Here is a 23,942-nt window from a genome sequence, read left to right on the forward strand (position 1 = left end):
CCGCGTCAGGGTATGGGGACGCAGTGGCGATTGTGGAGAAAGTGATCGAAGCTCGTCCGGAGCAGGTCTGGGCGGTGCTGGCCGACGGGTGGACCTACAGCGACTGGGTCGTCGGCACGGTGCACGTCCGGGACGTGGACGACGCCTGGCCCCGGGTGGGCACCCAACTGCACCACAAGGCGGGGCCGTGGCCGCTCTCCCTCCAGGACTCGTCCACGGTGCTCGCCTGCGAGCCGCCGCGCCGGCTCGTGATCCGCGCCGGGCTCTGGCCGGCGGGTGAGGCGATCGTGGCCTTCACCCTCGAACCGGTCGGCGACGGCGCGACCCGGGTGCGCATCGGCGAGGACTTCGCCGCCGGCCCGCTGCGCTGGGTACGCAACAAGATCAACGACCTGGTGCTGCACCAGCGCAACAGGGAGACACTGACCCGGCTGACGGACATCGCCAAGCGGCAGAAGGCGGACGGATGACGCAGACCGTGGTGGTGACCGGGGCGAGTGCCGGCGTGGGACGCGCCGTAGCCCGCCGGTACGCCGAGCGTGGCGCCCGGCTCGCGCTGCTCGCCAGGGGCGAGGCCGGCCTGGCCGCCGCCGAGCGGGACTGCCGGGAACTGGGCGCCTCCGAGGTGCACGCCTACCGGGTCGACGTGGCCGACGCCGGCGCGGTGCAGCGGGCCGCCGACGACGTGGCGCACCGGTTCGGCGGGATCGACGTGTGGGTGAACAACGCGATGGTCTCGGTCCTCGCCCCGGCCTGGGAGATCCCCGCCCCGGAGTTCCGCCGGGTCACCGAGGTCAACTACCTCGGCACCGTGCACGGCACCCTCGCGGCGCTGCGCCACATGCGGGCGCGCGGACGGGGCGCGATCGTGCAGGTCGGCTCGGCGCTGGCCTACCGGGGGATCCCGCTGCAGTCGGCGTACTGCGCGAGCAAGCACGCCATCCAGGGCTTCAACGACTCGCTGCGGGCGGAACTGCTGCACGACTGCCCGGGCGTGAGGCTGTCGATGGTGCAGCTCCCGGCGGTCAACACCCCGCAGTTCTCCTGGGTGCGCACGCGGCTGCCCCGGCATCCGCAGCCGGTGCCCCCGATCTTCGCGCCCGAGGTGGCCGCGAAGGCGATCGTCTGGGCGGCCGACCACGGGCCGCGCGAGCTGAACGTGGGCGGGCCGACCTGGCGGGCCCGGCTCGGCGACATCCTGGCGCCCGGCCTGCTGGACCGGAAGCTCGCCCGTGACGGCTACGACAGCCAGCAGACCGGGACGCCCGTCGACCCGGCCACCTGGCGGGACAACCTGGACCGCCCCGGCGACGACGAGCGGGACCGCGGCGTGGAGGGCGTCTTCACGGACCGGGCCCGCACCCGCTCGGCCGCCCTCTGGGTCGGTACGCACAAGCCGGCCGCCTCCGTCGCCCTCGCCGGCCTGGCCCTGGCCGTCACCGCCCTCACCCGCCGCCTCCGCTGATCCACGGAGCACCGCTCAGGCCCGTCCTCGCTCCCACCAGGGGGCGGATGACCGGCGGAACGGGGTGCCTTTTCGACCCGGATGTGGCAACTGGCTACGCTCTCAGGGAGTCCTGTCCGCCGACCGAGGATGTCCGACATGATCGAACCCGTGCAGTTGCCCGCGCCCTGGCGGGACGCACGCCTGACCGTCGTGGTTCCCACCTACAACGAGGCGGGCAACCTCCCGGTGCTGGTCGAGCGGCTCCTGGCCCTGCCGCTGCCGGGCCTGAAGATCCTCGTCGCCGACGACAACTCCCCTGACGGCACGGGCGAGGTGGCGGACAAGCTGGCCATCGAGCACCCCGACCGGATCGAGGTCGTACACCGCGCCGGCAAGGAGGGCCTGGGCCGGGCGTACGTGGACGGGATCGGGCGCGCGCTGGACGGCGGCGCGGAGTACGTGGCGCAGATGGACGCCGACCTGTCGCACCCTCCGGAGGCGCTGCCGGGCATGCTCGGCGCGCTGCTCTCCACCCAGGCGGGCGTGGTCATCGGCTCCCGGTACGTGCCCGGCGGCGAACTCGACGAGAACTGGCCGCTCTACCGGCGGGCGCTCAGCGGCTGGGCCAACCTCTACGTGCACACCCTGCTGCGGGTCCGGATCCGCGACCTCACCGCCGGCTTCAAGATCTGGCGGGCGGACGCGCTGCGCGACATCGGCCTGGAGCGCGTGCAGTCCAACGGCTACAGCTTCCAGGTGGAGATGCACTACCTGGCCACCAAGCTGGGGCACACCATCCTGGAGGTGCCGATCCGCTTCGAGGAGCGGCGCGACGGCGCATCCAAGATGACCACCGCCACCAAGATCGAGAGCGCGCTGATGCCGTTCAAGCTGCGCACCAAGCACCGCAACGTCGAACGCTGAGACACCGGGAACGGCCGGGCGCCGGGCGCGGAACCGTCCCGCGCCGACGGCGCGGGACGCGGGGCGACCGGCGCCGCCTCGGCGCGGCGCGCGGTTCGGTGCGCGGCGCGGTGCGGCAGCCGATCCGCCCCGCCGAGCGCCGTCCACTCGCCCATCGCCGTCACGGATTGTCACGTCACGCTCCGTGACAATTGCTCCCGAGTCGCTGGACTACCGGTTTGGCGCTTTGCTCTGCACCCATCCACGCACCACCACCTTGACCTGCCCTGATCCGGCAGCGGTCCGGGAAGCCCCGGTCGAGTGGTGTTACCGACGGTTGCCGGTGCGTATCCGGGTGCAGAGCAAAGGCGAATTGTAGGTGGTCCGGGAGACGCACGGGCCGTCACTCTTGGTAGGCCCGAGCGCACGAACCGCCGTGCCACCGCCGGGCCCCGTTGCCGCCGACGGGGCAGCAGAGCCAGCAGCCAGCAGCCAGCAGCCAGCAGCCAGCAGCGGCATCTTCGACGAACTGGTGACGGCAGCGTGGGTCAGCCGCCGGTCCCGTCAGCGGTAGATCGCGCGGTGCGCCGCGTCGATCGTGGCGGCGTACACCGCACCGGTGAGGGCGCGGTCGCGGGCCAGGGCGGCGCGGGCGGCGTTCGCGCCGGGGGCGCCGTGCACCCCGCCGCCCGGATGCGCCGACGCACTCGCCAGGAACAACCGGTCCACCGGGGTGTCCGCGCGGCCGAGGCCGGGGATCGGGCGCAGGAAGAGCTGCTGGTACGCGGCGGAGGTGCCGCCGCCGACCGCCCCGCCGACCAGGTTCGGGTCGCCTGCCTCCAGGTCGGCCGGCCCGGCCACGTGCCGTCCCACGATCAGGCTGCGAAAACCGGGCGCGGCCTCCTCCAGCACCCGCTCCATCCGGTCGACGTGGTCGGTTATCTCCTCGGCCCGCCAGTGCCGACGGAACGGCAGGTGCGTGTACGACCAGAGCGACTCGGTGCCCGGCGGCGAGTGGCTGGGGTCGGCCACCGACATCTGTCCGACCAGCAGGAACGGGTCGCGCGGGACCTCCGAGCGGGCCAGTGTGGCCGCGTAGCCGGTCAGCCCGTTCAGGTCCGCCCCGAGGTGCACGGTGCCGGCGGTGGCCACCGCGCGGTTGGTCCACGGCACGGGCGCGGACAGTGCCCAGTCCACCTTCAGCGTCGAGCCGTCCCACCGGAAGTGCGCCAGGTCCTCCACCAGCCGGGGCGGCAGCGCCGCCGCACCGACCAGGTCCAGGTAGAGCACGGGGGCGGGGACGTCGGCGAGCACGGCCCGGCGGGCCCGCCACAGGGCGCCACCGACGGTGCGCACGCCCATCGCCCGGCCCCGGGCGGTCAGCACCCGGTCGACCCGGGCACCGTAGAGGATCCGGCCGCCGCGCTCGGTCAGCCGGGCCACCAGCGCATCGGTGATCTTCTGCGCGCCGCCGTCGGGCACCGGCCAGCCGACCTGCTGGCCGAGCATGGCGAGCAGCCAGCCGTACACGCCCGAGCCGGCCTCCTCCGGCGACAGGTCGGTGTGAAGGGCACAACCGGCCAGCAGCGCGGGGCCCCCTTCCCCGTCGAAGAGCTCGTCACCGAGCTTGCGGACCGGCACCACCAGCCGCCGGGCCAGCCGCAGCGCGCCGGAGACCCGCAGCCGGCGCAGCAGGGCCAGGCCGCCGCGCACCGGCGGGAACGGCCTGGTGATGGTGTCCAGCATCGGCTCGGCGACCTGCCGCCAGTCGTCGTACGCCTGCAGCCAGCGCTTGCCGTCGCCGGGCGCGAACGCCTCGAGCGAGGCCGCGGTGGCCTCCGGGTCGCGGTTGAGCACGGCCGCCCGGCCGTCGGGCAGCAGGTGCGCCAGCACGTCCGGCGAGTGCCGCCAGCGCAGGCCGTACCGGTCGAGCTCCAGCCCGCGCAGCACGGGCGAGGCGTAGCCGAGGGGGTAGAAGGAGCTGTAGAGGTCGCTGAGGTAGCCGGGGGCGGTCACCTCCGCGGAGCGCACCGCCCCGCCGGGCGCGGCGGTGGCCTCCAGCACCAGGACGTCCCAGCCGGCGTCCGCCAGCAGGTTGGCGGCGACCAGACCGTTGTGACCGGCTCCGACGACGACGGCGTCCGCGCTCTCCGTGCCGGGCGAACTCATCCGGTCCGCCTACCCTGCCAGCAACCGGGCGAAACGCGTTTGCCTCGTCGGGGCACGGGGATCCACCGCCGCATGTACACGGTTGCGCAGCTCATAGGTGGAGTGTGGGGCGCGGGCGGCGAGGGGGGCGAACTGGTCGTACGCGATCCGGCCGACGGCTCCCCGGTCAGCTCCGTGCCGGTGGCGACGGCGGACGAGGTCGGCAAGGCGGTGGAGGCGGCGCGCGGCGTCGCGGCGGAGTGGGCGGCGACCGCCCCCGCCGAGCGCGTGGCGGCCCTGCACCGGGCGGCGGACGCGGTGGCGGCGGTCGCCGACGATCTGGCCCGCGCGACGACGGCCGAGATGGGCAAGCCCCTCGCGGACGCGCGGGGCGGCGTGGAGGCGGGCATCGGCACGCTGCGACAGTACGCGGAGCTCGCCCCGGTGCGCGGCGGGCGGACCCTGCACGGCGACACGCACGCCCTCGACTTCATGGTGCCGCAGCCGCGCGGGGTGGTCGCCGCGATCACCCCGTGGAACGACCCGGTGGCGGTCTCGTGCGGGCTGCTCGGCGCCGCCCTGGTCACCGGCAACGTGGTGCTCTACAAGCCGAGCGAGCGCGCCCCGGCGACCGGCTGGCTGCTGGCGAAGGCGCTGGACTCCGCGCTGCCGCCCGGGGTGCTGTCGCTGCTGACCGGCGGCCCGGAGGTCGGGGCGGCGCTGGCCGCGCAGGAGGTCGACGTGGTCGCGCACGTCGGCTCCACCGCCACCGGGCGCGCCATCGCGGCGGCGGCGGCGCGGACCGGCGCCAAGGTGGTGTTGGAGAATGGCGGCAGCGACCCGCTGGTCGTGGACGGCGACGTCGACCCGGTGTGGGCGGCCGGGCAGGCGGCGACGGGCGCGTTCGCCAACGCGGGGCAGATCTGCGTGGCGGTGGAACGGATCTACGCGCACCGGGACGTCGCCGAGGACCTCACGGGGTCCCTCGTGGAGCGGGCGCAGCGGCTGCGGGTCGGCCCGGGCGCGGACCCGGCGACCGAGCTGGGGCCGCTGGTGGACCGGCGGCACCGCGACCACGTGCACGGGCAGGTGACCGCGGCGGTGGCGGAGGGGGCCCGGATCCGCACCGGCGGGACGCTGCCCGAGGGCCCGGGGGCGTTCTACCCGGCGACGGTGGTCACCGACTGCCGGCACGACATGACGCTGGTGCGCGAGGAGACGTTCGGGCCGGTCGCCGCGATCGTCGTGGTCGACTCGTTCTCCGAGGCGCTGCGGTGCGCCGCCGACTCCCCGTACGGGCTGTCCGCCACGGTGCTGACCGGGTCGATGAGCCACGCCCAGCGCGCCTGGCGGGAGTTGCCGGTGGGCACCGTGAAGATCAACGCGGTGTTCGGCGGGGCGCCGGGCGGTGCCGCGCATCCGCGCCGGGGCAGCGGCCACGGCTTCGGGTACGGCCCGGAACTGCTGGACGAGTTCACCGCCACCAAGGCGGTGCACATCGAGGCGCCCGGCGGCGGCCACTGGTGAGCACTCGCACGCAGGGGCTGCCCGCGGTCGGGCAGCCCCTGCGTCGTACGCGATGGTGGCCTCAGCGGCCGCGGGCCTTCGCGGTCTGCCGGTTGTTCGCCTTCTCGATGGCCTTGACCAGTTCGGGCTTGGTCATGCTCGACCGGCCGGGGACGTCCAGCTTGCGGGCCACCTTCATCAGGTGGTCCTTGGTGGCGTTGGCGTCGACCCCGCCGGCGGTGGGCGCCCGGCGCTCCGGTCCGCCGCCGGCCGCCTGGCGGTCGCTCGGGCCCGTGCGGCCCTTGGGCTCCCAGTGGTCGCCCACCTTCTCGAACTCGTGCTTCACCGCGGCGAAGGCGGTGCGGTGCGCCCGCTCCCCCTCGCCGTACGTCTCCACGGCCGAGTCGTGCGTCTTCTCCCAGGTGCGCTGCGCCTTCTCCGGGGAGCGTCGCAGCGTGCTGGGCAGTACCTCGCGCCCGGGCATCTCGTCCTCCTCCGCGTCGATGGGTTCTGGTTTGACCGTTCCCCCACCGCCGGTCGGCAAACCGGGCGGCCGGGTTTGTCGTTTTCCGGCCGGGGGTACCGGCGGGGCCAGGCTGAGCCGGAAGCACCCGGGCGTCCGGCGGCCGGGGGCACAGGGGGCGGGCCATGACGACGACGGAGCCCGGCACGGCGCGCACCGGGGAGCAGCGGCTGCGGATCCCCCGCAGGGTGCGGCAGTTGAGCTGGCGGACCTGGCGCGGGGTGCTGGTGCGCAGCGCGCGGAACTTCGTCAAGGACAACTGCGCGGACTGGGCCGCCGCGCTGACCTACTACGGCGTGCTCGCGCTGTTCCCGTCCACCATCGTGGTGGTCGCCCTGGTCGGGCTGGTCTCCAACGGCGAGCAGACCGTGGACACCGTGCTCGACCTGGCCCGGGACATGGGCGCCGGCTCGGTGGTGGCCAACGAGGGCTTCGTCTCGGTGGTCCGGGGCGTGGTCGACCAGAACGACTCGGCCAGCGTGCTGCTGAGCTTCGGTCTGCTCGGCGCGCTCTGGTCGGCGTCCGGCTTCATCGGGGCGTTCACCCGGGCCTCCAACGCCGTCTACGGCGTGGCGGAGGGGCGGCCGGTCTGGAAGCTGCGGCCCATGCAGATCGGGCTCGCGGCGGTCTCACTGGTGCTGCTCGCCGTCGTCGCCACCGGCCTGATCGTCAGCGGCCCGGTCACCGACGCCGTGGGCGACCTGCTGAACGCCGGCGGGCTGGCCCGCACCGCCTGGAGCGTCGCCAAGTGGCCGGTGCTGGCCATGGTCATGATGGTGCTGCTGAGCCTGCTGTTCTGGATCGCGCCGAACGTCCGGCAGCCACGGTTCCGCTGGCTCACCCCGGGCGGGGCGGTCGCCCTGGTGTCCTGGGTCGTCGCCTCCTTCGGCTTCGGCCTCTACGTGGCCAACTTCGGCTCGTACGACGCCACCTACGGCAGCCTCGGCGCCGTGATCGCGTTCCTGGTCTGGCTCTACCTGTCCAACTCGGCGCTCATGCTCGGCGTGCAGATCAACGCCGAGTTGCAGCGGGGCCGCGTGCTCCAGGCCGGCGAGCCGGACCCGGACGAGCCGGTCCTGCCCCCGAAGACGCCCGCCGACGCGTGACCGCTGCCGGTTTACCGCCGGTGCCACCGGGTAGCGCAGAAGGCATGGAACGTGGCAGCAGCAAGCACGGACCGAGGGTCGACGAGCAGATGAGCCGGGAGGTCAGCGGCCTCGTGCAGGGGCCGGGGACCGGCGGCTCGCGGGTCGACGAGTCCCGTGTGCCGGAGCCGGCCGGTGAGGACCAGCCGGAGCCGACGACGGCCCCGGCAGGCGAGTTGCGTACGGGCGCGCCCAAGGGGATGAGTTCCCAGGACGTCGAACGGCGCAGCCGGCTCGGACGGTTCATCACGATGGCCGCCCTGCCGGGCGACCGGGAGGCGCTGATCGCCAACGCGCGGGACAACGACGCGCCGGCGGACATCCTCGCGGAGCTGGAGCGGCTGCCCGAAGGCACCCGTTACCAGACGGTCTCCGAGGTGTGGGCGGCGCTCGGCCACAAGAACGAGACGACCCGCTGGTGACCGGATCCCCGCACGATCCGGCCCGACACCGGCGGACGAAGGAGGATGCCTGATGAGTGGCGTTACCGAACACGTGGACGTCTCCGTCCCGGTGCGCACCGCGTACGACCAGTGGACCCAGTTCGAGGAGTTCCCCCACTTCATGGAGGGGGTGCAGGAGGTCCGGCAGCTGTCGGACACGATGACCCACTGGACCGTCGAGATCGCCGGGGTGAAGCGCGAGTTCGACGCCGAGATCACCGAGCAGCTCCCCGACGAACGGGTCGCCTGGCGCTCGACCGGCGGCACGAAGCAGGCCGGCGTGGTGACCTTCCACCGGCTGGACCCGGACACCACCCGGGTCACCCTGCAGCTCGAGTTCGAGCCGCACGGCGTGGTCGAGCAGGCCGGCGACAAGCTGGGCATCGTCGACCGGCGCGCCAAGGGCGACCTCGATCGGTTCAAGCAGTTCATCGAGCGGCGCGGTCAGGAGACCGGCGCCTGGCGCGGCAGGGTCGACCGGCCGCAGCCCTGATCCCCCGCCCCCCGGGCAACGAACTCCGATGGCCGCCGGCTCCCCCGGCGGCCATCGCCGTTTGCGGGGAGCGGGCCCGGGTACCGCGATGGGTATGACGGACGAGAACACGGTGTGGCGGGACGAGGAACGGATTCCCCTGCCGGAACTGGACAAGGCCGTCGCCCGGTCGACCCTGGACGGCCAGACCGACGACGCGACGGGCAACGACGCCGGCGAGGAGGCCGCGTTCGGGCACGGGCCGGAGGCGGTGGACCGCGGCGGGCAGGCCGCCGGGGCGGGCCGCGAGCCGACCGACCCGCAGCGCGCCTACCGGCCCTCCACGACCGGACGGACCGGCCCCGACACGATGTGAGCCGCGGCCGGCGCGGCGGTCACCCGGCCGCCCGCGTCGGTCCCCCTCGGCGGGCCGCCGGCACCGGCCGGTCGGCGCCCTCGGCCGGGGCTGGCGCCGTCCCGCTCAGCGGGCCGCCGGCACCGGCCGGTCGGCGCCTCCGGCCCGGTGGCGGTCGTGCTGCCGGCGGGTGCCCGCCGCGTGCAGCGCGATCAGCGCCAGCGCGAGCACGACCAGCGCCGGCCCGAGCAGCTCGACCGAGGTGTTGCCGAGCAGCACCCCGACCCCCGCCGGGACGAGCGCCCCGCCCAGCCCGGCGGCGCCGATCTGGAGCCCGATGGTCCGGTCCGCGTGCGCCGCGCCCACCCGGTCGACGGTGGTGAGGGTGAGCAGCGGGAAGACCGGGGCGGCGGCGAACCCGACGACGAACAGCCCGGCCACGGCCAGCCAGGCCGGGGCCGGCACCGCGATCAGGGCCGCGCCGACGGCCATCCCGACCAGGCTGCCCCGCAGCACCACCCCCGCGCCCAGCCGCTCGGCCACCACGCCCTGCACCACCCGCCCGACGAACAGGCTCCCCCAGTAGCCCGAGACGCAGACGCCGGCCACCGCCGCGCCGAGGTCGCGGCCCTCGGTGAGCAGCAGAAACGCCCAGAGCCCCGCGGCCACTTCGATCGCCACGTAGACGGCGAAGGCCAACGCGCCGATCCAGACCGCCGGCAGCCGCAGCGTCTCGCGTACCGGCGTGACGGTCGGCGGGGCGACGGGCGCCGCGCCGGCCGGGGGCCCGGCGGACTCGCGGGCCGGGGCCCGGTCCCGCCAGGCCCGGACGGTCAGCGCGAACGCGGCGGCCAGGACGAGCTGGGCCGTCGCCACGAGGCCGTACCCCCAGCGCCAGGCCAGCCCCGCGCTGAGCGCCCCGGTCATGATCAGCGGTCCGAGCGCTACCCCGAGGCCGAAGAAGGCGTGCATCCAGTTCATGTGGCGCGGACCGAAGGCGCCGGCGGCGTACGCGTTGAGCCCGGAGTCGATCGCGCCGGAGCCCAGACCGAGCACCAGGGCGCAGCCCACCATCAGGGCGAGGCCGGGCGTCAGCGCGTAGCCGGTGAGCGCGAGGCTGGCCAGCAGGGTGCTGCCGGCGAGCAGCCAGCCGACCCCGAGCCGGGCCAGCGTGAAGCCCGCCAGCACGCTGGAGGTGAGGTAGCCGACGGTCCCGGCGGTGAGCACCAGGCCGACGGCCTCGGTGGGCACGCCGAAGTCGGCCCGGATCGAGGGCCAGCCCACCCCGATCAGCCCGTCGGGCAGGCCGAGGCTGACGAAGGCGAGGTAGGCCAGCAGGAGCAGCGAGGCGCGGGGCGGGACAGTGGGCACGGACGACCATCCTGCCTCGTGTCGCCGGCGCCGCGACCGGGCCTCCCCCGCAGGGACAAAAAGTGCGGTCCGGACGGGTGGAGAAACGGACAGCTCATCCAGAATCGGCCGTTCGGCTGACGGCAACCCCTGGGTCGCGCGCAAGACTTTCGGGATGCAACAGGGCTCCGGCTTCCTCTCCACGCGTCAGCGCCGCCTGGCTTGGCTCGGCTTTCTTCTCGCCGCGCTCCAGGCTCCCGTCTCCGCCAAGCTGGTCTCGGACGACTCCTGGTTGTTCAGCCTCTGCGTGGCGCTGATGGTGGCGACCGTGATCATCGCCGACGACGCGGCCCGGCGCCGCCCGGCCGACGCGCGCTCGACGGACTAGGCGCGACGGCAGCGCCGCGGACATCGCGGCCCTCGCCGCGCGGGATCAGCCCGGCTTGACCGCGATCGCGCCGTCGACGGTACGCAGGATCAGGCGCAGCGTCTCGTGCCGGGAGGCGCCGGTTTCGGCGACGTAGGCCCAACCGGCGTACAGCTGGGACCAGATCAGGCTCTGCACCCAGCCCGCCGGCAGCTCCGGGTCGATGGTCCCGTCGTGGTGGCCGCGCTGGACCATCGCGGCGAACTCCGGATCGCAGCCGGCCGGCCCCTCGGTGGCCGGGGCGGCGAGGCCCGGCTCGGTGAAGATCAGCGAGAGCAGGCTGCCGAGGTCGAAGTACTCCTGGCAGAGCCGACGCCCCGCTGCCCTCGGCCATCCGCGCCTGGGCGGTCGCGCGGGCCAGCCGGGCAGCGGCCTCAGTGCCGACGGCGGCGAGCAGGTCGGCACGCTCGGCGAAGTAGCGGTGCAGCGTCGTACGCCCCACGTCGGCGGCGGCGGCGATGTCGCCGAGGGAGGCGGCGGGGTTGCGCCCCAGCACCTCGATCGCCGCGCCGACGATGGCCTGGCGGGTCCGGGCCCGGCTGCCGGACACCTGCGTGTCGGTCACGCGGCGAGGATAGCAGTACGTCGTTTTCGGTATAGCGCTTGACTGAATTGGAACATCACTGTTCCATTCAGGGCATGACTTCCTCCGCGCCGGCGCCCCGGTTACGTACGCTCGCGTCGTTCCTCGCTCCGCACAGGCGGACGATGGCCCTCGGGCTCGTGTTGGGGCTCGCCGCGAACGCGGCCGGGCTCGCGACGCCGATGGTCACCAAGTGGGTCCTGGACACCCTGGGCGCCGGCGGGTCGATGACCCGCCCGATCTGCGTGCTGCTGGCGCTCGTCGTCGTCGGCGCGGCCATCTCGCTGTGGCAGTGGCGGCTACTCGGGACGCTGGCCGAGCACATCGTGCTCGACGCCCGGGCCGCGATCGTCCGGCACTACTTCCGGGCCCGCGTCGGCGACCTGCAACGCCGGCCCACGGGCGAACTGGTCACCCGGGCCACCTCCGACACGCAACTGCTGCGCGAGGCGTCCGGCAGCATCGTCGGCCTGGTCAACGCCGGCATCGCCCTGCTCGGCACGCTGGTGCTGATGGGCGTGCTCGACCTGTTCCTGCTGGGCTGCACCATCGTGGCCGTGCTGGTCGTCGCGGCGGTCATGGGCGCGCTCATGCCCCGCATCGCGACGGCGCAGGCCGCAGCGCAGGAGTCGATGGGCACGCTCGGCGGCGCGCTGGAGGGGGCGTTGCGCGCGATCCGGACGGTCAAGGCCAGCCGGGCCGAGGCCCGGTTGACCGAGCGGATCGTCGCCGACGCACGGCAGGCGGCGACGCACAGCGTACGGGCGGCGCGGGTGACCGCGTCGGTCTGGACCGTCGCCTGGACGGGGATCCAGCTCGCGGTGATCGCGATCCTGGGCATCGGCGCCTGGCGGGCCCAGCGTGACCTGCTGGAGATCTCCAGCCTGATCGCGTTCCTGCTGTACACGTTCCAGCTCATGGGGCCGATCACCGAGCTGACCCAGAACACCACGGCGTTGCAGGCCGGGATCGCCGCGGCGGGGCGGATCCGCGAGGTCGAGACCATCCCGGCCGAGCCGGCGGGCCCGGTGTCCGCCCCGACGGAGCGCCCGGGCATGCCCGACGCGGAGCAGCCGGTGCTGGTGTTCCGTGGGGTCACCGCCCGGTACGGGCCGGACGCGCCCGCTGCGGTGCACGACATCGACCTGGCCATCCCCCGGCGCGGGCACACCGCGATCGTGGGGCCGTCGGGGGCCGGCAAGACCACGCTGTTCTCGCTGATCCTGCGCTTCCTTGAGCCGGAGCGGGGGCAACTGCTCCTCGACGGCCGCCCGTACGCGGCCCACGGACACGACGAGGTGCGGGCCCGGCTCGCGTACGTCGAGCAGGAGACCCCCGTGGTGCCCGGCACCATCCGCGACAACCTGCGCTTCACCCACCCGGACGCCACGGACGAGGAGATCCGGGCGGTTCTTCGCGCCGTCCGGCTCGACGACAAGGTCGATTCGCTGCCGGACGGACTGGACACGTCGCTGTCGTCGACGGAGGTGTCCGGCGGGCAGCGCCAGCGCATCGCCCTGGCGCGTGCCATGCTGCGCACCCCCGACGTGCTGCTGCTCGACGAGGCGACCGCACAGGTCGACGGGCTGACCGAGGCGGCGTTGCAGGAGTGCGTCCGACAGCGCGCGGCGGCCGGGGCCGTGGTGACCATCGCGCACCGGCTCTCCACCGTGCTCGACGCCGACCGGATCGTGGTGATGGAGCACGGCCGGATCCGGGCCCAGGGCACCCACTCCGAGCTGCTGGCCGGCGACGACCTCTACCGCCGGTTGGTCGCGGCGCTGCGCATCGCGGCCGAGGAGCACGCGGTGGCGGCACGCTAGCGCTCTGCCGAGCGCGCCTCGCGGCCGGGCGGCCCCCTGGGCGCCCGCGCAGGGCCGCTTCCGGCGCGCCTCGTGACCGGAGGAAGGCCGCTAGCCCGCTCCGCCGGGGCGCGCCTCGTGGCCGGGGCGGCCCCGGCTCCGCCGCCGCTCCTTCATCTCCGCCTCGTAGAGGTGCCGGCGACCGCCGACCAGTTCCTCGCGGGCCGCCCGGTCCAGGTCGCGGAAGAGGGCGTGGTACCCGTCGTCGAAGTCCTCGACGATCTGGAACGTCCAGCGGCCGGCGATCACGTTGCGGCCCAGCAGCTCGGTGTCGATGCGTTCGGCGATGTGCGGGTGCCCGGCGGCGCGGAACATCTCCACGGCGTCGTCGAGCATCAGGTCGGCGTGCCCGACGAGCTGGTGCAGCGAGTAGAGGTGGCCGCGGACCCGCTCGACGCACTCCAGCGCCTCGCTGAGCTTGCCGAGCGCGGCCACCGTCTCGTCGCTGACCCCGGCCGGCCGGCGGTGCCGTTCGTCCGGTCCGTCCACGTGCTGTCCCATCCGTTCCTCCACGGTGTCGGCTGCGCCCGTCCGGGCGGTTCTCCTCCTGCCCCGCCCGCGCCGGGTCAATCCCGGCGGGCCGGGTTGACCGATCGGTGGAGGACCAAAAACCCGCCGAGTGGCCGAGGTCGACCGGGGAATCGGCCGGATAGCCTCGTTTCCCATGCGTGTGCCCTTCAACCGGGTCGAGGCCCGTTCCGCCGCCAGGTCGGCGCGAGCCACCCTGGCCCTCCTGTCCACCTCGGTCGGCGTCGAGGGGCTGGCCGCCGCCGCCGCGCGGCCTGGGCTGCTCGCCCTGGTCGACCAGCACGCCGCGGCGGTGCGGGAGAGCCTCGACGGCGACCGGCGGCCGCTGAGCGCCGCCGCGCTCGCGGGCTACGCGGAGGGCGTACGCGCGGCCGCGCTGGAGCACGGCTGGGAGCCGGCGGCGGCGCCGGTGGACTGGTCCGAGCCGGACTGGCTGCTCACCCGGCTGCTCGCGGTCTGCGCGCTGGCCCGCTCGCTGGGCACCCCGGCGCCGGATCCGCTCCCCAGCGTCTGAGCGGGCCGACCGCGTCCACCGGCGTGCCGGAGGGGCGCCCGCCACGTTCGCGGACACCCCTCCCGACTCGCCGTCACCGGCCCGGTCAGCGGCGGAACTGCTGGGTCTCGTCGCCCACGTTCCCCGACTGGTAGGTGCCGCGCCCGCCGGCCATCGTCGACTCCTGCGGCATGACCTGGGTGCGCTCGGCCGCCGCCCGGTCGGCCATCTGCCGGCCGACGTCGGTCTGGCCGGCCTCCCGGGCCCGACGATGCTCCTGCACCGCCCGCGACTCCTCGGCCATCCGGTTCAGCCAGCCGTCCCAGCGGTTCTGCATCGGCTTCACCAGACCGCCGCCGACGCCGACGATCAGGATGCCGGCCACCGTGGCGAGCACCGCGATCAGCACCGGTGTGGTCACCGTGGTGGCGATGCCCACCTGGTTCAGCGCGGCGATCACACCCAGCGCGAGGATGAAGATCGCCGTCAGGTCGGCCAGAACCTTGCCGTACGCGAGCCCGCCCAGCGCCCCGGTGACCAGATCCCGGACGGCGTTGGCGATCGCGGCGGCCACGACGACGATGATGATCGCCACGAAGGCGCGTGGCAGCCAGGCGACCACGCCGCGGATCAGGTCACTGATCGCGTTGGGTCCCCAGACCCCGAAGGCGAACTGCAGGGTGAACAGCAGCACGGCGTAGTACGCGAGTCTCGCCAGGATGTCGCTGGCGTCGTACTTCGTGCGTTCCAGCGCGCGCTTGATGCCGCCCCGTTCAACCGCTTTGTCGAAGTTGACCCGTTCCAGCGCCGCGTCGACGATTTTCAGCACGGCTCTGGCGATGAGCCATCCGACCACGAGGATCGCGATGAACGCGACGGCCCGCGGTATGAACAGCAGCACCGACCTCCACATGTCGGCCACGGCGTCGCCGATGTCGACCTGCCTGACCGCGAGGGTTTCCGGCATGATGTCCCTCCTGTCGCATGGACTCCGCCGGGCGCTTACCCGGTCACCGACGCGGCACGCCGTGCCGGTCCCCGTCTTTTTCCCGACATGTCGTCGCAGACCCGTCCCGGCCTGGCCGAACGTTGGCCGTGCACGACGCGCGGGACATGATCGGGAACGGGTGCCGGGTGGTCCGGTTAGGCTGCGGTCATGCCAGGAACGGTCGGACGGGTCCCCAACCCACCAGCCCCGGTGTCGTGGGTGCCCTCCGCCTCGGGCGCGGCGGCCGCCGTCCTCGGCCACGACTGGGCCGGCACCCCGCTCGGCCCGTGGCACTCGTGGGACCCGGCGGTCCGCGCGACGGCCGAGGTCGTCCTCGCCTCGCCCGTGCCGATGGCCCTCACCCTGGGCGCCGACCACCTGCTGCTCTACAACGACGGGTACGCGGAGCTGATCGGCGACCGGCACCCGGGGGCGGTGGGCCGGCCGGCCGGCGAGGTGTTCCCGGAGGTCTGGCCGATGCCCGGGGTCGGCGACGCCGTCGAGCGCGCCTACCACTCGGGCGAGCCGTTCCTGGAGAGGGAGTCCACCCTTCCCCTGCGTCGGCGTACCGGCCCGGTCGAGCAGCGGGTCTTCACCCGGGGCCACTCCCCGGTGCGGGACAGCGCCGGGCGGATCGTCGGCGTGCTGACCGTGGCCGCGGAGACCGCCCAGGTCACCCAGCAGTTGCAGAGCCTCAGCGACTTCGCCGCCGCGCTCGCCGGCACCCTCACCCTGGACGACGTGGCCCGGGTGACGCTGCGCTACGCGATCACCTCGTTCGACGCCGACCGGGTCTCGTTCGCGGTGGACGAGGGCGGCGGCGGGTGGCGGATGGTCCGGCGCGTACGCGGCGAACTGATGGACGAGGCCGACGAACGGCTCCCCCCGCTGTGGCGGCGTATCCCGCCGGACTGGGAGGGCCCGGTCGCGTCGGCCGCCCGCACCGGCGTGCCGATCTTCGTCGACGACGGCCAGCCGCTGCGGGAGATCGCGGTGGACCGGCACGACCAGAAGATCCGGGCGCTGGCCGCGGTGCCGCTGCGGGCGTCGGTGGTCCGCGGCGGGCTGGCCGTCGGCTACCAGGCCCCGCGCGTCTGGTCGGCCGCCCAACGGGCCCTGCTGGCCGCGTCCGCCGAGCTGGTCGGCCAGGCCGCCGAGCGGGCCCGCCGGTTCGAGACGCAGCACGGCACCGCCCAGCTCCTGCAGCGCAGCATGCTGCCCGAGCACCTGCCGGACCTGCCCCGGATGCGGATCGCCGCCCGCTACGACCCGGGCGTCGACGGCAACGCCGCCGGCGGGGACTTCTACGACGCGTTCCTGCTGCCGACGGGCGGCCTGGGCATCGTGCTCGGCGACGTCGCCGGCCACGACGTGCAGGCCGCGGCCCGGATGGGGCAGGTCCGGGCCGCGCTGCGCGCGCTGGCGCTGACCGACCCGCGCCCGGACGCCGTGCTGGCCGGGCTCGACCGGCTGGTCACCAGCCTGGGCGCCGAGGGCGACACGCACGAGCTCTTCGTGACCGTGGTCTTCGGGGTGGTCGACGCCGAGCGGCAGCAGCTCACCCTGGCCAGCGCCGGCCACCCCGCCCCGCTGATCCGTCGGTGCGCCCCGGACGGCGAGCCGGTCGCCGAGTACGTCGACGTGCCCGCTGGCGCCCCGCTGGGCCTGGGCTGCCGGCCGCCCACCGCGACGGTCCGGTTCGCCCCCGGCGACACGCTGCTGCTGTTCAGCGACGGCGTGGTGGAGCGGCGCTGGCAGGGGCTGACGGCGGGCCTGGACGCCCTGGCCGAGGCGGTGGCCGGGGCGGGCAGCGGCGACCCCCGCGCACTGTGCGCGGTGGCGACCGCGGCGGTGCCCGGCGCCACCGAGGACGACGTCGCGGTGCTGGCGGTGGAGCACGCGCTGCGGCCGAGCCGGTCGACGAGCATGGAGGTGCCGGCCGAGCCGACCGCGCCGAGCCGGGTGCGGCACTGGATGACCGGGCAGCTCACGGAGTGGCAGGTGCCGGAGTCGATCATCGGTGCGGCGGTGCTCTGCACCAGCGAGCTGACCACCAACGCGCTGCTGCACGCGGGTACCGCCGCCCGCGTGGAGGTCGACCTGAGCCCGGAGCGGCTGCTGGTGTCGGTCGCCGACTCGGGCACCCGGGGCACGGTCACCCGGGCGCAGACCGACACGCTCAGCAGCCGGGGCCGGGGGCTCGGGCTGATCGAGGAGCTGAGCGACGCGTGGGGGACGGACCCGACCGTACGCGGCTCGACGGTCTGGTTCGAGCTGCTGATCCCGTCCGAGTGAGCGGTGGCGTCAGCCGGCCCGGCACGGGGTAGGAGGAACACATGCCCACCGAACAGCCCGCCGGTGTCCTCTTCGACGTGGACGGCACCCTGGTCGACACCACATACCTGCACACCGTGAGCTGGTGGGAGGCGCTGCGCCAGACCGACCGGCACGTACCGATGGCGGAGATCCACCGCGCCATCGGGATGGGCTCGGACAAACTGCTCGACCACCTGCTCGGCCCGGAGCGGGACCGCGACGCGGACGGGAAGCTGCGGGACGCCCACGACGCGCTCTTCGCGGAGTACTGGGAGCGGCTGGTGCCGCTGCCCCGCGCGGCCGACCTGCTGCGGGCCTGCGCGGAGCGGGGGCTGCGGGTGGTGCTGGCCACCTCCGCCGCCGAGCACGAGGTCGCCGCGCTGCGCCGGGCCCTGGCCGCCGACGACGTGATCGACACCGTGACCTGCGCGGCGGACGCGCAGGAGAGCAAGCCCGCACCCGACATCCTGGTGGCCGCGCTGGAGCAGTCCGGGCTGGCCGCCGAGCGGGTGGTCTTCGTCGGCGACTCGGTCTGGGACGTCGCAGCCGCCGGCAGGCTGGACATCCCGTGCGTCGGGCTGACCTGCGGCGGGACGAGCCGGGGCGAGCTGGCCGGGGCCGGGGCGCTGGCGGTCTACGACGATCCCGCGGCCCTGCTCGCCGCCCTCCCGGGCTCGCCGATCGCCGCCGCGGCCTGAGGGTCGCGTCGCACCGACCGGGACACGGAGTCGATCGGGACAGGAATACGAAAGGACCTCCGGGGGCAAGGACTCTCTCCGCCTGCCCGCACGCCGTGGGCGACGCGGAGAGGTGGTGTCGTGGAGCCGGTAGACGTGGCGTTCGCGGTGGTCGGTCTGGGTGCGCTGCTGGCGGGGGTCCTGCCCCGGGTCCTCGAACGCCGGCCGCTGTCGATGCCGATCGCCTTCCTCGGGCTCGGCATGCTGGTCTTCGTCCTTCCCACCGGGCTGCCGAACCCCGATCCGCTCGCGTACCCGGAGATCGCCACCCACCTCCCCGAGATCGGCGTGATCGTCGCGCTGATGGGCGCCGGCCTCAAGATCGACCGGCCGCTGAGCTGGGCGCGCTGGTCGTCGACGTGGCGGCTGCTGGCCATCGCCATGCCGGTGTGCATCGCCGCGGTGGCGCTGCTCGGCTGGTGGTGGGCCGGGCTCGTGCCGGCCGCCGCGCTGCTGCTGGGGGCGGCCCTCGCCCCCACCGACCCGGTGCTCGCCGCCGACGTGCAGGTCGGCGAGCCCAGCGACGTCGAGGACTCCGAGGACGAGGTCCGCTTCGCCCTCACCTCCGAGGCCGGGCTGAACGACGGGTTGGCCTTCCCCTTCGTGTACGCGGCCATCGCCATCGCCACCACCGGCCTCGCCCCGGCGGACTGGCTGGGCCGCTGGCTCGCCGTGGACGTGCTCTGGAAGGTCGTCGCCGGGGTGGCCGGCGGCTGGCTGATCGGCTGGCTGCTCGGCAAGCTCTTCTTCCGGGCCCCGAGCCACCTGCGGCTGGCCCGGCACGCCGAGGGCTTTCTCGCGCTCGCCGCGACCTTCCTGGCGTACGGGCTGGTGGAGGTGGTCGGCGGGTACGGCTTCCTGGCGGTCTTCGTGGCCGCCCGGGCGATCCGGGCCGCCGAACGGACCCACGAGTTCCACTCGGTGCTGCACGCCTTCGCCGAGCAGATCGAACGGCTGCTGACCGTCATGCTGCTGCTGCTCTTCGGCGGCGCGGTGGTGGGCGGGCTGCTGGCCCCGCTGACCTGGCCGGCCGCCGCGGTCGGGCTGGCGCTGGTCTTCGTGGTCCGGCCGCTGGTCGGCCGGCTGTCCCTGCTCGGCGCGCCGGGCCGGCCCGCCGAGCACTGGGTGATCGCGCTGTTCGGCATCCGCGGCGTCGGTTCGTTCTTCTACCTCGCGTACGCGACGGCGAAGACCGATTTCGCGCAGGCGGACCTGATCTGGGCGACCGTCGGCCTCGTGGTGATCGTGTCGGTGGTGGTGCACGGTGTCGCGGCGACCCCGGTGATGCAACTGCTGGACAGCAGGGGCGAGCGCACCGCCGACCCGTCCGAGCGGGGCCGTGCCGGCGAGCCCGTCGCCGCCACGAGCTGACCGGTCGGCTGAGACCGGGGCGACCGGTCAGTCGGCAGCGAGCGCTCGGTCTGGCGGGGGTCGGTCGGCGGCGAGCGCTCGGTCTGGCGGGGGCGACCGGTCGGTCGGCGGCGACCTGCGTTCCGGGGCGGCGGTCAGGTCAGGCGGGCGACCAGGGCGCGGCCGAGGTCGCGGCCCGAGAGCCAGGCGCTCTGCACCCGGGGCTCGCCGAAGGCGTCGCCGGCCAGCCCGACGCCGTCGGCGTCCAGGTGGTGGGTGCCGCCCCGGCCGGCCGTCGGCTTCGCGTACCTCCAGCGGTGCACGTGCACGTGCTCCGCCGGCTCGGGCAGCCCCAGCAGGTCCCGGACGGCCTCCTCGATCGCCGGCCCGGCGCCGGTGGGCTGGGCGAGGTGGCCGGCGGCGAACCCGGGCGTGGTGTGCGCGACCAGCACCGGCGCGCCGTCGCCGCGCCGGTCGCCGTCGTCGCAGACCAGGCTCAGCAACGGGTGGTCGTTGACGAACGCGCCCCGGAAGGCGGCCCACCGGCGACTCGGGAAGCGCAGGACCCCGGCCAGCGACGGCGACCACCGCTGCGCCTGCACGACCCGGGTGGCGGCGTCCAGGGCCGGGTCGAGCAGCAGGGCCGCCTGCGGCCCCGGCATCGCCAGGGCCACCGCCTCGCAGGCCCGTCCGTCCACCACCGGCCCCGGCTCGACGCCCAGCACGAGCCGGTCGACGGTCACCGGCAGGTCCCGGGCCAGGTGCTCGACCAGGGACCGCAGCCCCCGGGGCGCCGCCCAGCGCATCGGGCCGGGCACCTCGCGCCGGCCGTCGGCGCCGTACGCGACGAAGGTGTCGGTCCACTTCCGGGCCAGCCCGGCGGCCCGCCACCCCTCGACCACCTCGGCGAAGTCGGGATCGCTGACGGTGAGGTACGCGGCGCCGGTGTCGGCCGGCCGGCCGTCGAAGCGGCGGCTGGCCAGCCGGCCACCGGCCACCCGGGCGCGCTCCCGGATCTCCACCGGCACGCCGGCGCGGACCAGTTCCGTCGCGCAGGCCACCCCGGCGATGCCGGCGCCGACCACCACCACACCCGCCCGGTCCGCGCTCACCGGGTGATCGTATGCGCCCGGCGCCCGGCGGGCGGACGAGATCGACCCGGGCATGTCGGCGCGCGAAGGCCGCCCCGGCGGGCCGGCGGGCCGGGTGGGGGTCCGAGCCGGCGCGCCGGCGGACGGCAGGACCCGTCCGGGGATCCGCATGGATGGGCCCGGGGCGGGGTATTGGCACGTCTGTTCGAAGGAAGGTGGAGATGATGACGGACCGCAGCAGCACCCGGGCCAACCCGCAGGGCGCGATCAAGGACCCCGACGAATGGGTCACCGGCGAGGAGCCGCCGACGGCGGCCCAGGAGTCGTACCTGGCCACGCTGGCCCGCGAGGCCGGCGAGGACCTGCCGGAGGGGCTCACGAAGGCCGAGGCGTCCAAGCGGATCGACGAGCTCCAGGAGGAGACCGGCCGCGGTCAGTGACCCGGCGGGAGGCGCGGCGGGAGGCGATGCCACTCGACCTCGTCGAGCCGCCCCGCCGCCACCCGCGCGGTCACGAAGGTGGCGTACGGCTGGGCGCGCCGATCGGTCGGCGAGCCCGGGTTGAGCAGGCGCAGCCCGCCCGGGGCGGCCGTGTCCCACGGGATGTGCGAGTGGCCGAAGACGAGCAGGTCGGTGTCGGGGAAGCGGGCCGCGCAGCGCTCCTCGCGCCGGGCCTTCGGCCCGGTCTCGTGCACGACCGCGATCCGCAGCCCGTCGAGTTCCACCCGGGCGACCTCCGGCAGCCGGGCGCGCAGCGCCGGCCCGTCGTTGTTGCCGTACACGCCGACGAGCCGGCGGGCCCGGGCGGCCAGGGCGTCGAGCAGCGACTCGTCCACCCAGTCTCCCGCGTGCAGCACCACGTCGGCGGCGTCGACGGCCGCCCAGAGCGGCGCCGGCAGGTCCTTGGCCCGCGCCGGCACGTGGGTGTCGGCGGTGATCACCAGACGCATCCCCCCATTCTCCGCGACGGCGACGGCGACGGCGGCGACGGCGACGGCGACGGCGGCGCCCACCGCCCGTCCATCCGGCCGTAGGATCGGGACGTGGGCGCTGCCGCGGTGGTCGAGGGGCGGTCGGCGCCGGTGGGGGCGCTGCTGCGGCAGTGGCGGGAGCGGCGCGGGCTCAGCCAGCTCGCCCTCTCGGTCGAGGCGGAGATCTCCACCCGGCACCTCAGCTTCGTGGAGACCGGCCGCGCGACGCCGAGCCGGGAGATGGTGCTGCGGTTGGCCGAGCACCTCGACGTGCCGCTGCGGGACCGCAACCGGCTGCTGCTGTCCGCCGGGTACGCCCCGGTCTACTCCCACGCGCCGCTGGACTCCCCCGAGCTGCGCCGGGTCCTCGACGCGGTACGCCGGGTCCTGCGCGCGCACGAGCCGTACCCGGCGGTCGCGGTGGATCGGCTCTGGAACCTGGTCGCCGGCAACGCCGCCCTGCCGCTGCTCACCGAGGGCGTCGCGGCGCACCTGCTCCGGCCGCCCGTCAACGCGCTGCGGCTGACCCTGCACCCCGAGGGCCTGGCCCCCCGGATCGTCAACCTCGCCGAGTGGCGCGACCACCTGCTCGGCCGGCTGCGCCGGCACCTGGGGCTGACGGCCGACCCGGAGCTGACCGCGCTCCACGAGGAGCTGCGCGGCTACCCGGGCGGGTCGGCCGATCCGGACGCCGAACTGCCCCGCGCGGGTGACGTCGTGGTGCCCCTGCGGCTGCGCCGTCCCGGCGGCGAGCTCTCCTTCCTCAGCACCGTCTCGACCTTCGGCACCCCCCTCGACGTGACGGTCGAGGAGCTCTCCATCGAGTCGTTCTTCCCGGCGGACGAGGCCACCTCGGCGTACCTGCGCGACGCCGGCCGCTGACCCCGTCCCGACCGCCGGTGACCGCCGCGGCGGGCCGGCCGGACCCGGCGTGCTCTCGAACGGGCCGGCCGGACGCGGCGTCCTGTCGAACCGGGCCGGCCCGACGGGTCCGGTCCGCGCCCCCGGCGGCGTTACCCGTGGGCAGCGGCGGGAACCCGGGCGGTTGACGAAGGAGGAGGCTCATGAGCACACCGTCGAGTGGGACCTCGGGCTGGCGGGCCGGCATGCCTGGCGGCGACACCCTCCCGTCCGGTCCCGCCGGTCGGCCGGCCGCCCATGCCGGCGACGGGCACGGCCCGGAGATGGGCCCGCCCACCGTGACGATCGGCTCGTACCCGGACTATCCGTCCGCCCAGCGAGTGGTGGACTACCTGGCGGACAACCGCTTCCCGGTGGAGCACACCGCCATCGTCGGCACGAACCTCACCCTGGTCGAGACGGTGCTCGGCCGGCTGACCACCGGCCGGGCGGCGCTGCTGGGCGCCGGCACGGGCGCCTGGTTCGGGCTCTTCGTCGGGCTGCTGTTCGGCATCTTCACGGCGGGCAACAACTGGATCGCGATCATCCTGGTCGCGCTGGTGGTCGGCGCGATCTGGGGGGCGGTGTTCGGCGCGGTCACGCACGCGATGACCGGCGGGCAGCGCGACTTCACCTCCGCCAGCTCGCTGCGCGCCGCCCAGTACGCGGTCATCGTCGACGCGCAGTTCGCCGAGCAGGCTCGGCAACTGGTCGGCCGGATGCACCTCACCGCGTCGCCGCAGACCCGGTGACGTCCGCCACCCGGGCGACCGCCGCCCGGGGACGTCCCGCCCCGGGCGGCCGGGTGGGTAGCTGCCGGGCCCGGGTGGGCGGCGGGCGTGGCGCGGGGCGTTGTTCAGCGGTCGGTGGCGAGGCGGGCGTGCAGGTGCTCGTCGTAGCGGCGGCCGTCGCCGTAGCGGTAGGACTCCCGCAGCGTGCCCTCGGCGAGATAACCGGCCCGCTGGGCCACCCGGCAGGAGGCCGGGTTGGCCACGGCGTGGCACAGCTCGATCCGGTGCAGCCCGAGCGCCGCGAACGCCCACCCGGTGAGCCGGACGACGGCCCTGGAGGCGATTCCGCGACCGCGCGCTGCGGCCACCGTCCAGTAGCCGATGGAGGCGTTCCGGTCGTGGATCCGGAACAGCGACACCGAGCCGAGCAGCCTGGCGGGGTCGGCCGGGTCGGCGACCGCCAGGGAGACGTGGTCCCCGGCGGACCAGTCGGCCCGGCGACGCACCCACGCCAGCGCCGCCTCCCGGTCGACCGGCCCCGCCGGGGGGTTCCACTGGGCGATCGCCGGCTCGCGCAGCGCGGCGAGGACCGCCGGCGCGTCTTCCTCCCGCCACGGACGCAGCAGCAGGCCCGGGGCGGTCAGTTCGAGATGGTCCACGACGCCGGAGTCTGA

At 75.0% G+C, this 23,942-nt stretch carries 26 protein-coding genes and 1 pseudogene; 17 read left to right on the forward strand and 10 right to left on the reverse strand.

Features of this window, described 5'->3' with window-relative positions; translation table 11 throughout:
• The first annotated feature begins 41 nt into the window (after positions 1 to 41).
• The 3 genes from ACZ6Q9_RS17365 to ACZ6Q9_RS17375 all read left to right on the forward strand — a co-directional run bounded on the left by ACZ6Q9_RS17365 (position 42) and on the right by ACZ6Q9_RS17375 (position 2,371).
• The gene (locus ACZ6Q9_RS17365; protein WP_393456279.1) at positions 42 to 470 is read left to right on the forward strand and encodes an SRPBCC family protein; all 429 of its coding nucleotides are present in this window, start codon (positions 42 to 44) and stop codon (positions 468 to 470) included.
• On the forward strand, positions 467 to 1,465 hold the full coding sequence (locus ACZ6Q9_RS17370) for an SDR family oxidoreductase (protein WP_396830312.1): 999 nt from the start codon (positions 467 to 469) through the stop codon (positions 1,463 to 1,465). Before ACZ6Q9_RS17365 ends, ACZ6Q9_RS17370 begins: the two co-directional genes overlap by 4 nt.
• Positions 1,466 to 1,603: 138 nt before the next feature.
• Complete coding sequence (locus tag ACZ6Q9_RS17375) at positions 1,604 to 2,371, forward strand: polyprenol monophosphomannose synthase (protein ID WP_357697678.1); 768 nt, start codon at positions 1,604 to 1,606, stop codon at positions 2,369 to 2,371.
• A gap of 543 nt (positions 2,372 to 2,914) precedes the next feature.
• Here ACZ6Q9_RS17375 and ACZ6Q9_RS17380 read toward each other — a convergent pair.
• Positions 2,915 to 4,519, reverse strand: coding sequence for a phytoene desaturase family protein (locus ACZ6Q9_RS17380; protein ID WP_396830313.1), 1,605 nt, complete (start codon positions 4,517 to 4,519; stop codon positions 2,915 to 2,917).
• A 72-nt stretch (positions 4,520 to 4,591) separates the two neighbouring features.
• Here ACZ6Q9_RS17380 and ACZ6Q9_RS17385 point away from each other — a divergent pair, with 72 nt between their 5' ends.
• The gene (locus ACZ6Q9_RS17385; RefSeq protein ID WP_396830314.1) at positions 4,592 to 6,025 is read left to right on the forward strand and encodes an aldehyde dehydrogenase family protein; all 1,434 of its coding nucleotides are present in this window, start codon (positions 4,592 to 4,594) and stop codon (positions 6,023 to 6,025) included.
• A 61-nt stretch (positions 6,026 to 6,086) separates the two neighbouring features.
• Here ACZ6Q9_RS17385 and ACZ6Q9_RS17390 read toward each other — a convergent pair whose 3' ends face one another.
• Positions 6,087 to 6,488, reverse strand: coding sequence for a ChaB family protein (locus ACZ6Q9_RS17390; RefSeq protein ID WP_393456267.1), 402 nt, complete (start codon positions 6,486 to 6,488; stop codon positions 6,087 to 6,089).
• A 164-nt stretch (positions 6,489 to 6,652) separates the two neighbouring features.
• On the opposite strand from ACZ6Q9_RS17390, the gene ACZ6Q9_RS17395 reads away from it, so the two are divergent.
• The 4 genes from ACZ6Q9_RS17395 to ACZ6Q9_RS17410 all read left to right on the forward strand — a co-directional run bounded on the left by ACZ6Q9_RS17395 (position 6,653) and on the right by ACZ6Q9_RS17410 (position 8,963).
• Positions 6,653 to 7,633: a YihY/virulence factor BrkB family protein gene (locus tag ACZ6Q9_RS17395; protein ID WP_393456264.1), complete on the forward strand. Its 981-nt coding sequence runs from the start codon at positions 6,653 to 6,655 to the stop codon at positions 7,631 to 7,633.
• A gap of 44 nt (positions 7,634 to 7,677) precedes the next feature.
• Complete coding sequence (locus tag ACZ6Q9_RS17400; RefSeq protein WP_357452113.1) at positions 7,678 to 8,094, forward strand: DUF2795 domain-containing protein; 417 nt, start codon at positions 7,678 to 7,680, stop codon at positions 8,092 to 8,094.
• Positions 8,095 to 8,146: 52 nt separating this feature from the next.
• Entirely contained in the window at positions 8,147 to 8,608 is a 462-nt protein-coding gene (locus tag ACZ6Q9_RS17405; RefSeq protein ID WP_350706327.1) for an SRPBCC family protein, read from the forward strand.
• A 94-nt stretch (positions 8,609 to 8,702) separates the two neighbouring features.
• Positions 8,703 to 8,963, forward strand: a complete 261-nt coding sequence (locus ACZ6Q9_RS17410) for a hypothetical protein (protein ID WP_393456261.1) — start codon at positions 8,703 to 8,705, stop codon at positions 8,961 to 8,963.
• A gap of 105 nt (positions 8,964 to 9,068) precedes the next feature.
• On the opposite strand, the gene ACZ6Q9_RS17415 is transcribed toward ACZ6Q9_RS17410, so the two are convergent.
• A complete protein-coding gene (locus ACZ6Q9_RS17415) occupies positions 9,069 to 10,313 on the reverse strand; it encodes an MFS transporter (protein ID WP_393269488.1) in 1,245 nt (414 codons plus the stop codon).
• A 154-nt stretch (positions 10,314 to 10,467) separates the two neighbouring features.
• Here ACZ6Q9_RS17415 and ACZ6Q9_RS17420 point away from each other — a divergent pair, with 154 nt between their 5' ends.
• Positions 10,468 to 10,680 carry a hypothetical protein gene (locus ACZ6Q9_RS17420; protein ID WP_350682944.1) on the forward strand — a complete coding sequence of 71 codons (213 nt, stop codon included), beginning with the start codon at positions 10,468 to 10,470 and terminating at the stop codon, positions 10,678 to 10,680.
• 45 nt (positions 10,681 to 10,725) lie between these two features.
• Here ACZ6Q9_RS17420 and ACZ6Q9_RS17425 read toward each other — a convergent pair whose 3' ends face one another.
• Entirely contained in the window at positions 10,726 to 11,124 is a 399-nt protein-coding gene (locus ACZ6Q9_RS17425; RefSeq protein ID WP_396830329.1) for a hypothetical protein, read from the reverse strand.
• Between the two features lie 37 nt (positions 11,125 to 11,161).
• A pseudogene (locus ACZ6Q9_RS17430) lies at positions 11,162 to 11,284 on the reverse strand (TetR/AcrR family transcriptional regulator); the annotation flags it as partial.
• A gap of 74 nt (positions 11,285 to 11,358) precedes the next feature.
• Here ACZ6Q9_RS17430 and ACZ6Q9_RS17435 point away from each other — a divergent pair.
• Positions 11,359 to 13,125, forward strand: a complete 1,767-nt coding sequence (locus tag ACZ6Q9_RS17435) for an ABC transporter ATP-binding protein (RefSeq protein ID WP_396830315.1) — start codon at positions 11,359 to 11,361, stop codon at positions 13,123 to 13,125.
• A gap of 90 nt (positions 13,126 to 13,215) precedes the next feature.
• On the opposite strand, the gene ACZ6Q9_RS17440 is transcribed toward ACZ6Q9_RS17435, so the two are convergent.
• Positions 13,216 to 13,665, reverse strand: coding sequence for a hypothetical protein (locus tag ACZ6Q9_RS17440; protein ID WP_393269480.1), 450 nt, complete (start codon positions 13,663 to 13,665; stop codon positions 13,216 to 13,218).
• A 163-nt stretch (positions 13,666 to 13,828) separates the two neighbouring features.
• Here ACZ6Q9_RS17440 and ACZ6Q9_RS17445 point away from each other — a divergent pair, with 163 nt between their 5' ends.
• A complete protein-coding gene (locus ACZ6Q9_RS17445; RefSeq protein ID WP_396830316.1) occupies positions 13,829 to 14,206 on the forward strand; it encodes a DUF6401 family natural product biosynthesis protein in 378 nt (125 codons plus the stop codon).
• A gap of 85 nt (positions 14,207 to 14,291) precedes the next feature.
• Here the strand turns inward: ACZ6Q9_RS17445 and ACZ6Q9_RS17450 are convergent, their stop codons facing one another.
• Entirely contained in the window at positions 14,292 to 15,152 is an 861-nt protein-coding gene (locus ACZ6Q9_RS17450; protein ID WP_396830317.1) for a mechanosensitive ion channel family protein, read from the reverse strand.
• A gap of 189 nt (positions 15,153 to 15,341) precedes the next feature.
• Here ACZ6Q9_RS17450 and ACZ6Q9_RS17455 point away from each other — a divergent pair, with 189 nt between their 5' ends.
• The 3 genes from ACZ6Q9_RS17455 to ACZ6Q9_RS17465 all read left to right on the forward strand — a co-directional run bounded on the left by ACZ6Q9_RS17455 (position 15,342) and on the right by ACZ6Q9_RS17465 (position 19,597).
• Positions 15,342 to 17,468, forward strand: coding sequence for an ATP-binding SpoIIE family protein phosphatase (locus ACZ6Q9_RS17455; RefSeq protein ID WP_396830318.1), 2,127 nt, complete (start codon positions 15,342 to 15,344; stop codon positions 17,466 to 17,468).
• A gap of 41 nt (positions 17,469 to 17,509) precedes the next feature.
• Positions 17,510 to 18,187, forward strand: coding sequence for an HAD family hydrolase (locus ACZ6Q9_RS17460; protein WP_393456242.1), 678 nt, complete (start codon positions 17,510 to 17,512; stop codon positions 18,185 to 18,187).
• Between the two features lie 120 nt (positions 18,188 to 18,307).
• Positions 18,308 to 19,597: a cation:proton antiporter gene (locus ACZ6Q9_RS17465; RefSeq protein ID WP_393456239.1), complete on the forward strand. Its 1,290-nt coding sequence runs from the start codon at positions 18,308 to 18,310 to the stop codon at positions 19,595 to 19,597.
• Between the two features lie 134 nt (positions 19,598 to 19,731).
• Here ACZ6Q9_RS17465 and ACZ6Q9_RS17470 read toward each other — a convergent pair whose 3' ends face one another.
• A complete protein-coding gene (locus tag ACZ6Q9_RS17470) occupies positions 19,732 to 20,667 on the reverse strand; it encodes an NAD(P)/FAD-dependent oxidoreductase (RefSeq protein ID WP_396830326.1) in 936 nt (311 codons plus the stop codon).
• A 224-nt stretch (positions 20,668 to 20,891) separates the two neighbouring features.
• Between ACZ6Q9_RS17470 and ACZ6Q9_RS17475 the strand changes: the two genes are divergently transcribed.
• Positions 20,892 to 21,107: a DUF3072 domain-containing protein gene (locus tag ACZ6Q9_RS17475; protein ID WP_393269466.1), complete on the forward strand. Its 216-nt coding sequence runs from the start codon at positions 20,892 to 20,894 to the stop codon at positions 21,105 to 21,107.
• On the opposite strand, the gene ACZ6Q9_RS17480 is transcribed toward ACZ6Q9_RS17475, so the two are convergent.
• Positions 21,101 to 21,616: a metallophosphoesterase family protein gene (locus tag ACZ6Q9_RS17480; RefSeq protein WP_396830327.1), complete on the reverse strand. Its 516-nt coding sequence runs from the start codon at positions 21,614 to 21,616 to the stop codon at positions 21,101 to 21,103. The genes ACZ6Q9_RS17475 and ACZ6Q9_RS17480 overlap by 7 nt on opposite strands.
• Before the next feature lie 93 nt (positions 21,617 to 21,709).
• On the opposite strand from ACZ6Q9_RS17480, the gene ACZ6Q9_RS17485 reads away from it, so the two are divergent.
• Positions 21,710 to 22,519: a helix-turn-helix domain-containing protein gene (locus ACZ6Q9_RS17485; protein ID WP_396830319.1), complete on the forward strand. Its 810-nt coding sequence runs from the start codon at positions 21,710 to 21,712 to the stop codon at positions 22,517 to 22,519.
• Positions 22,520 to 22,821: 302 nt separating this feature from the next.
• The gene (locus ACZ6Q9_RS17490; RefSeq protein ID WP_393456605.1) at positions 22,822 to 23,289 is read left to right on the forward strand and encodes a general stress protein; all 468 of its coding nucleotides are present in this window, start codon (positions 22,822 to 22,824) and stop codon (positions 23,287 to 23,289) included.
• Positions 23,290 to 23,393: 104 nt separating this feature from the next.
• On the opposite strand, the gene ACZ6Q9_RS17495 is transcribed toward ACZ6Q9_RS17490, so the two are convergent.
• Entirely contained in the window at positions 23,394 to 23,927 is a 534-nt protein-coding gene (locus ACZ6Q9_RS17495) for a GNAT family N-acetyltransferase (protein WP_393456228.1), read from the reverse strand.
• Positions 23,928 to 23,942: the final 15 nt, after the last annotated feature.

Source organism: Micromonospora sp. NPDC049139 (genome assembly GCF_055586845.1).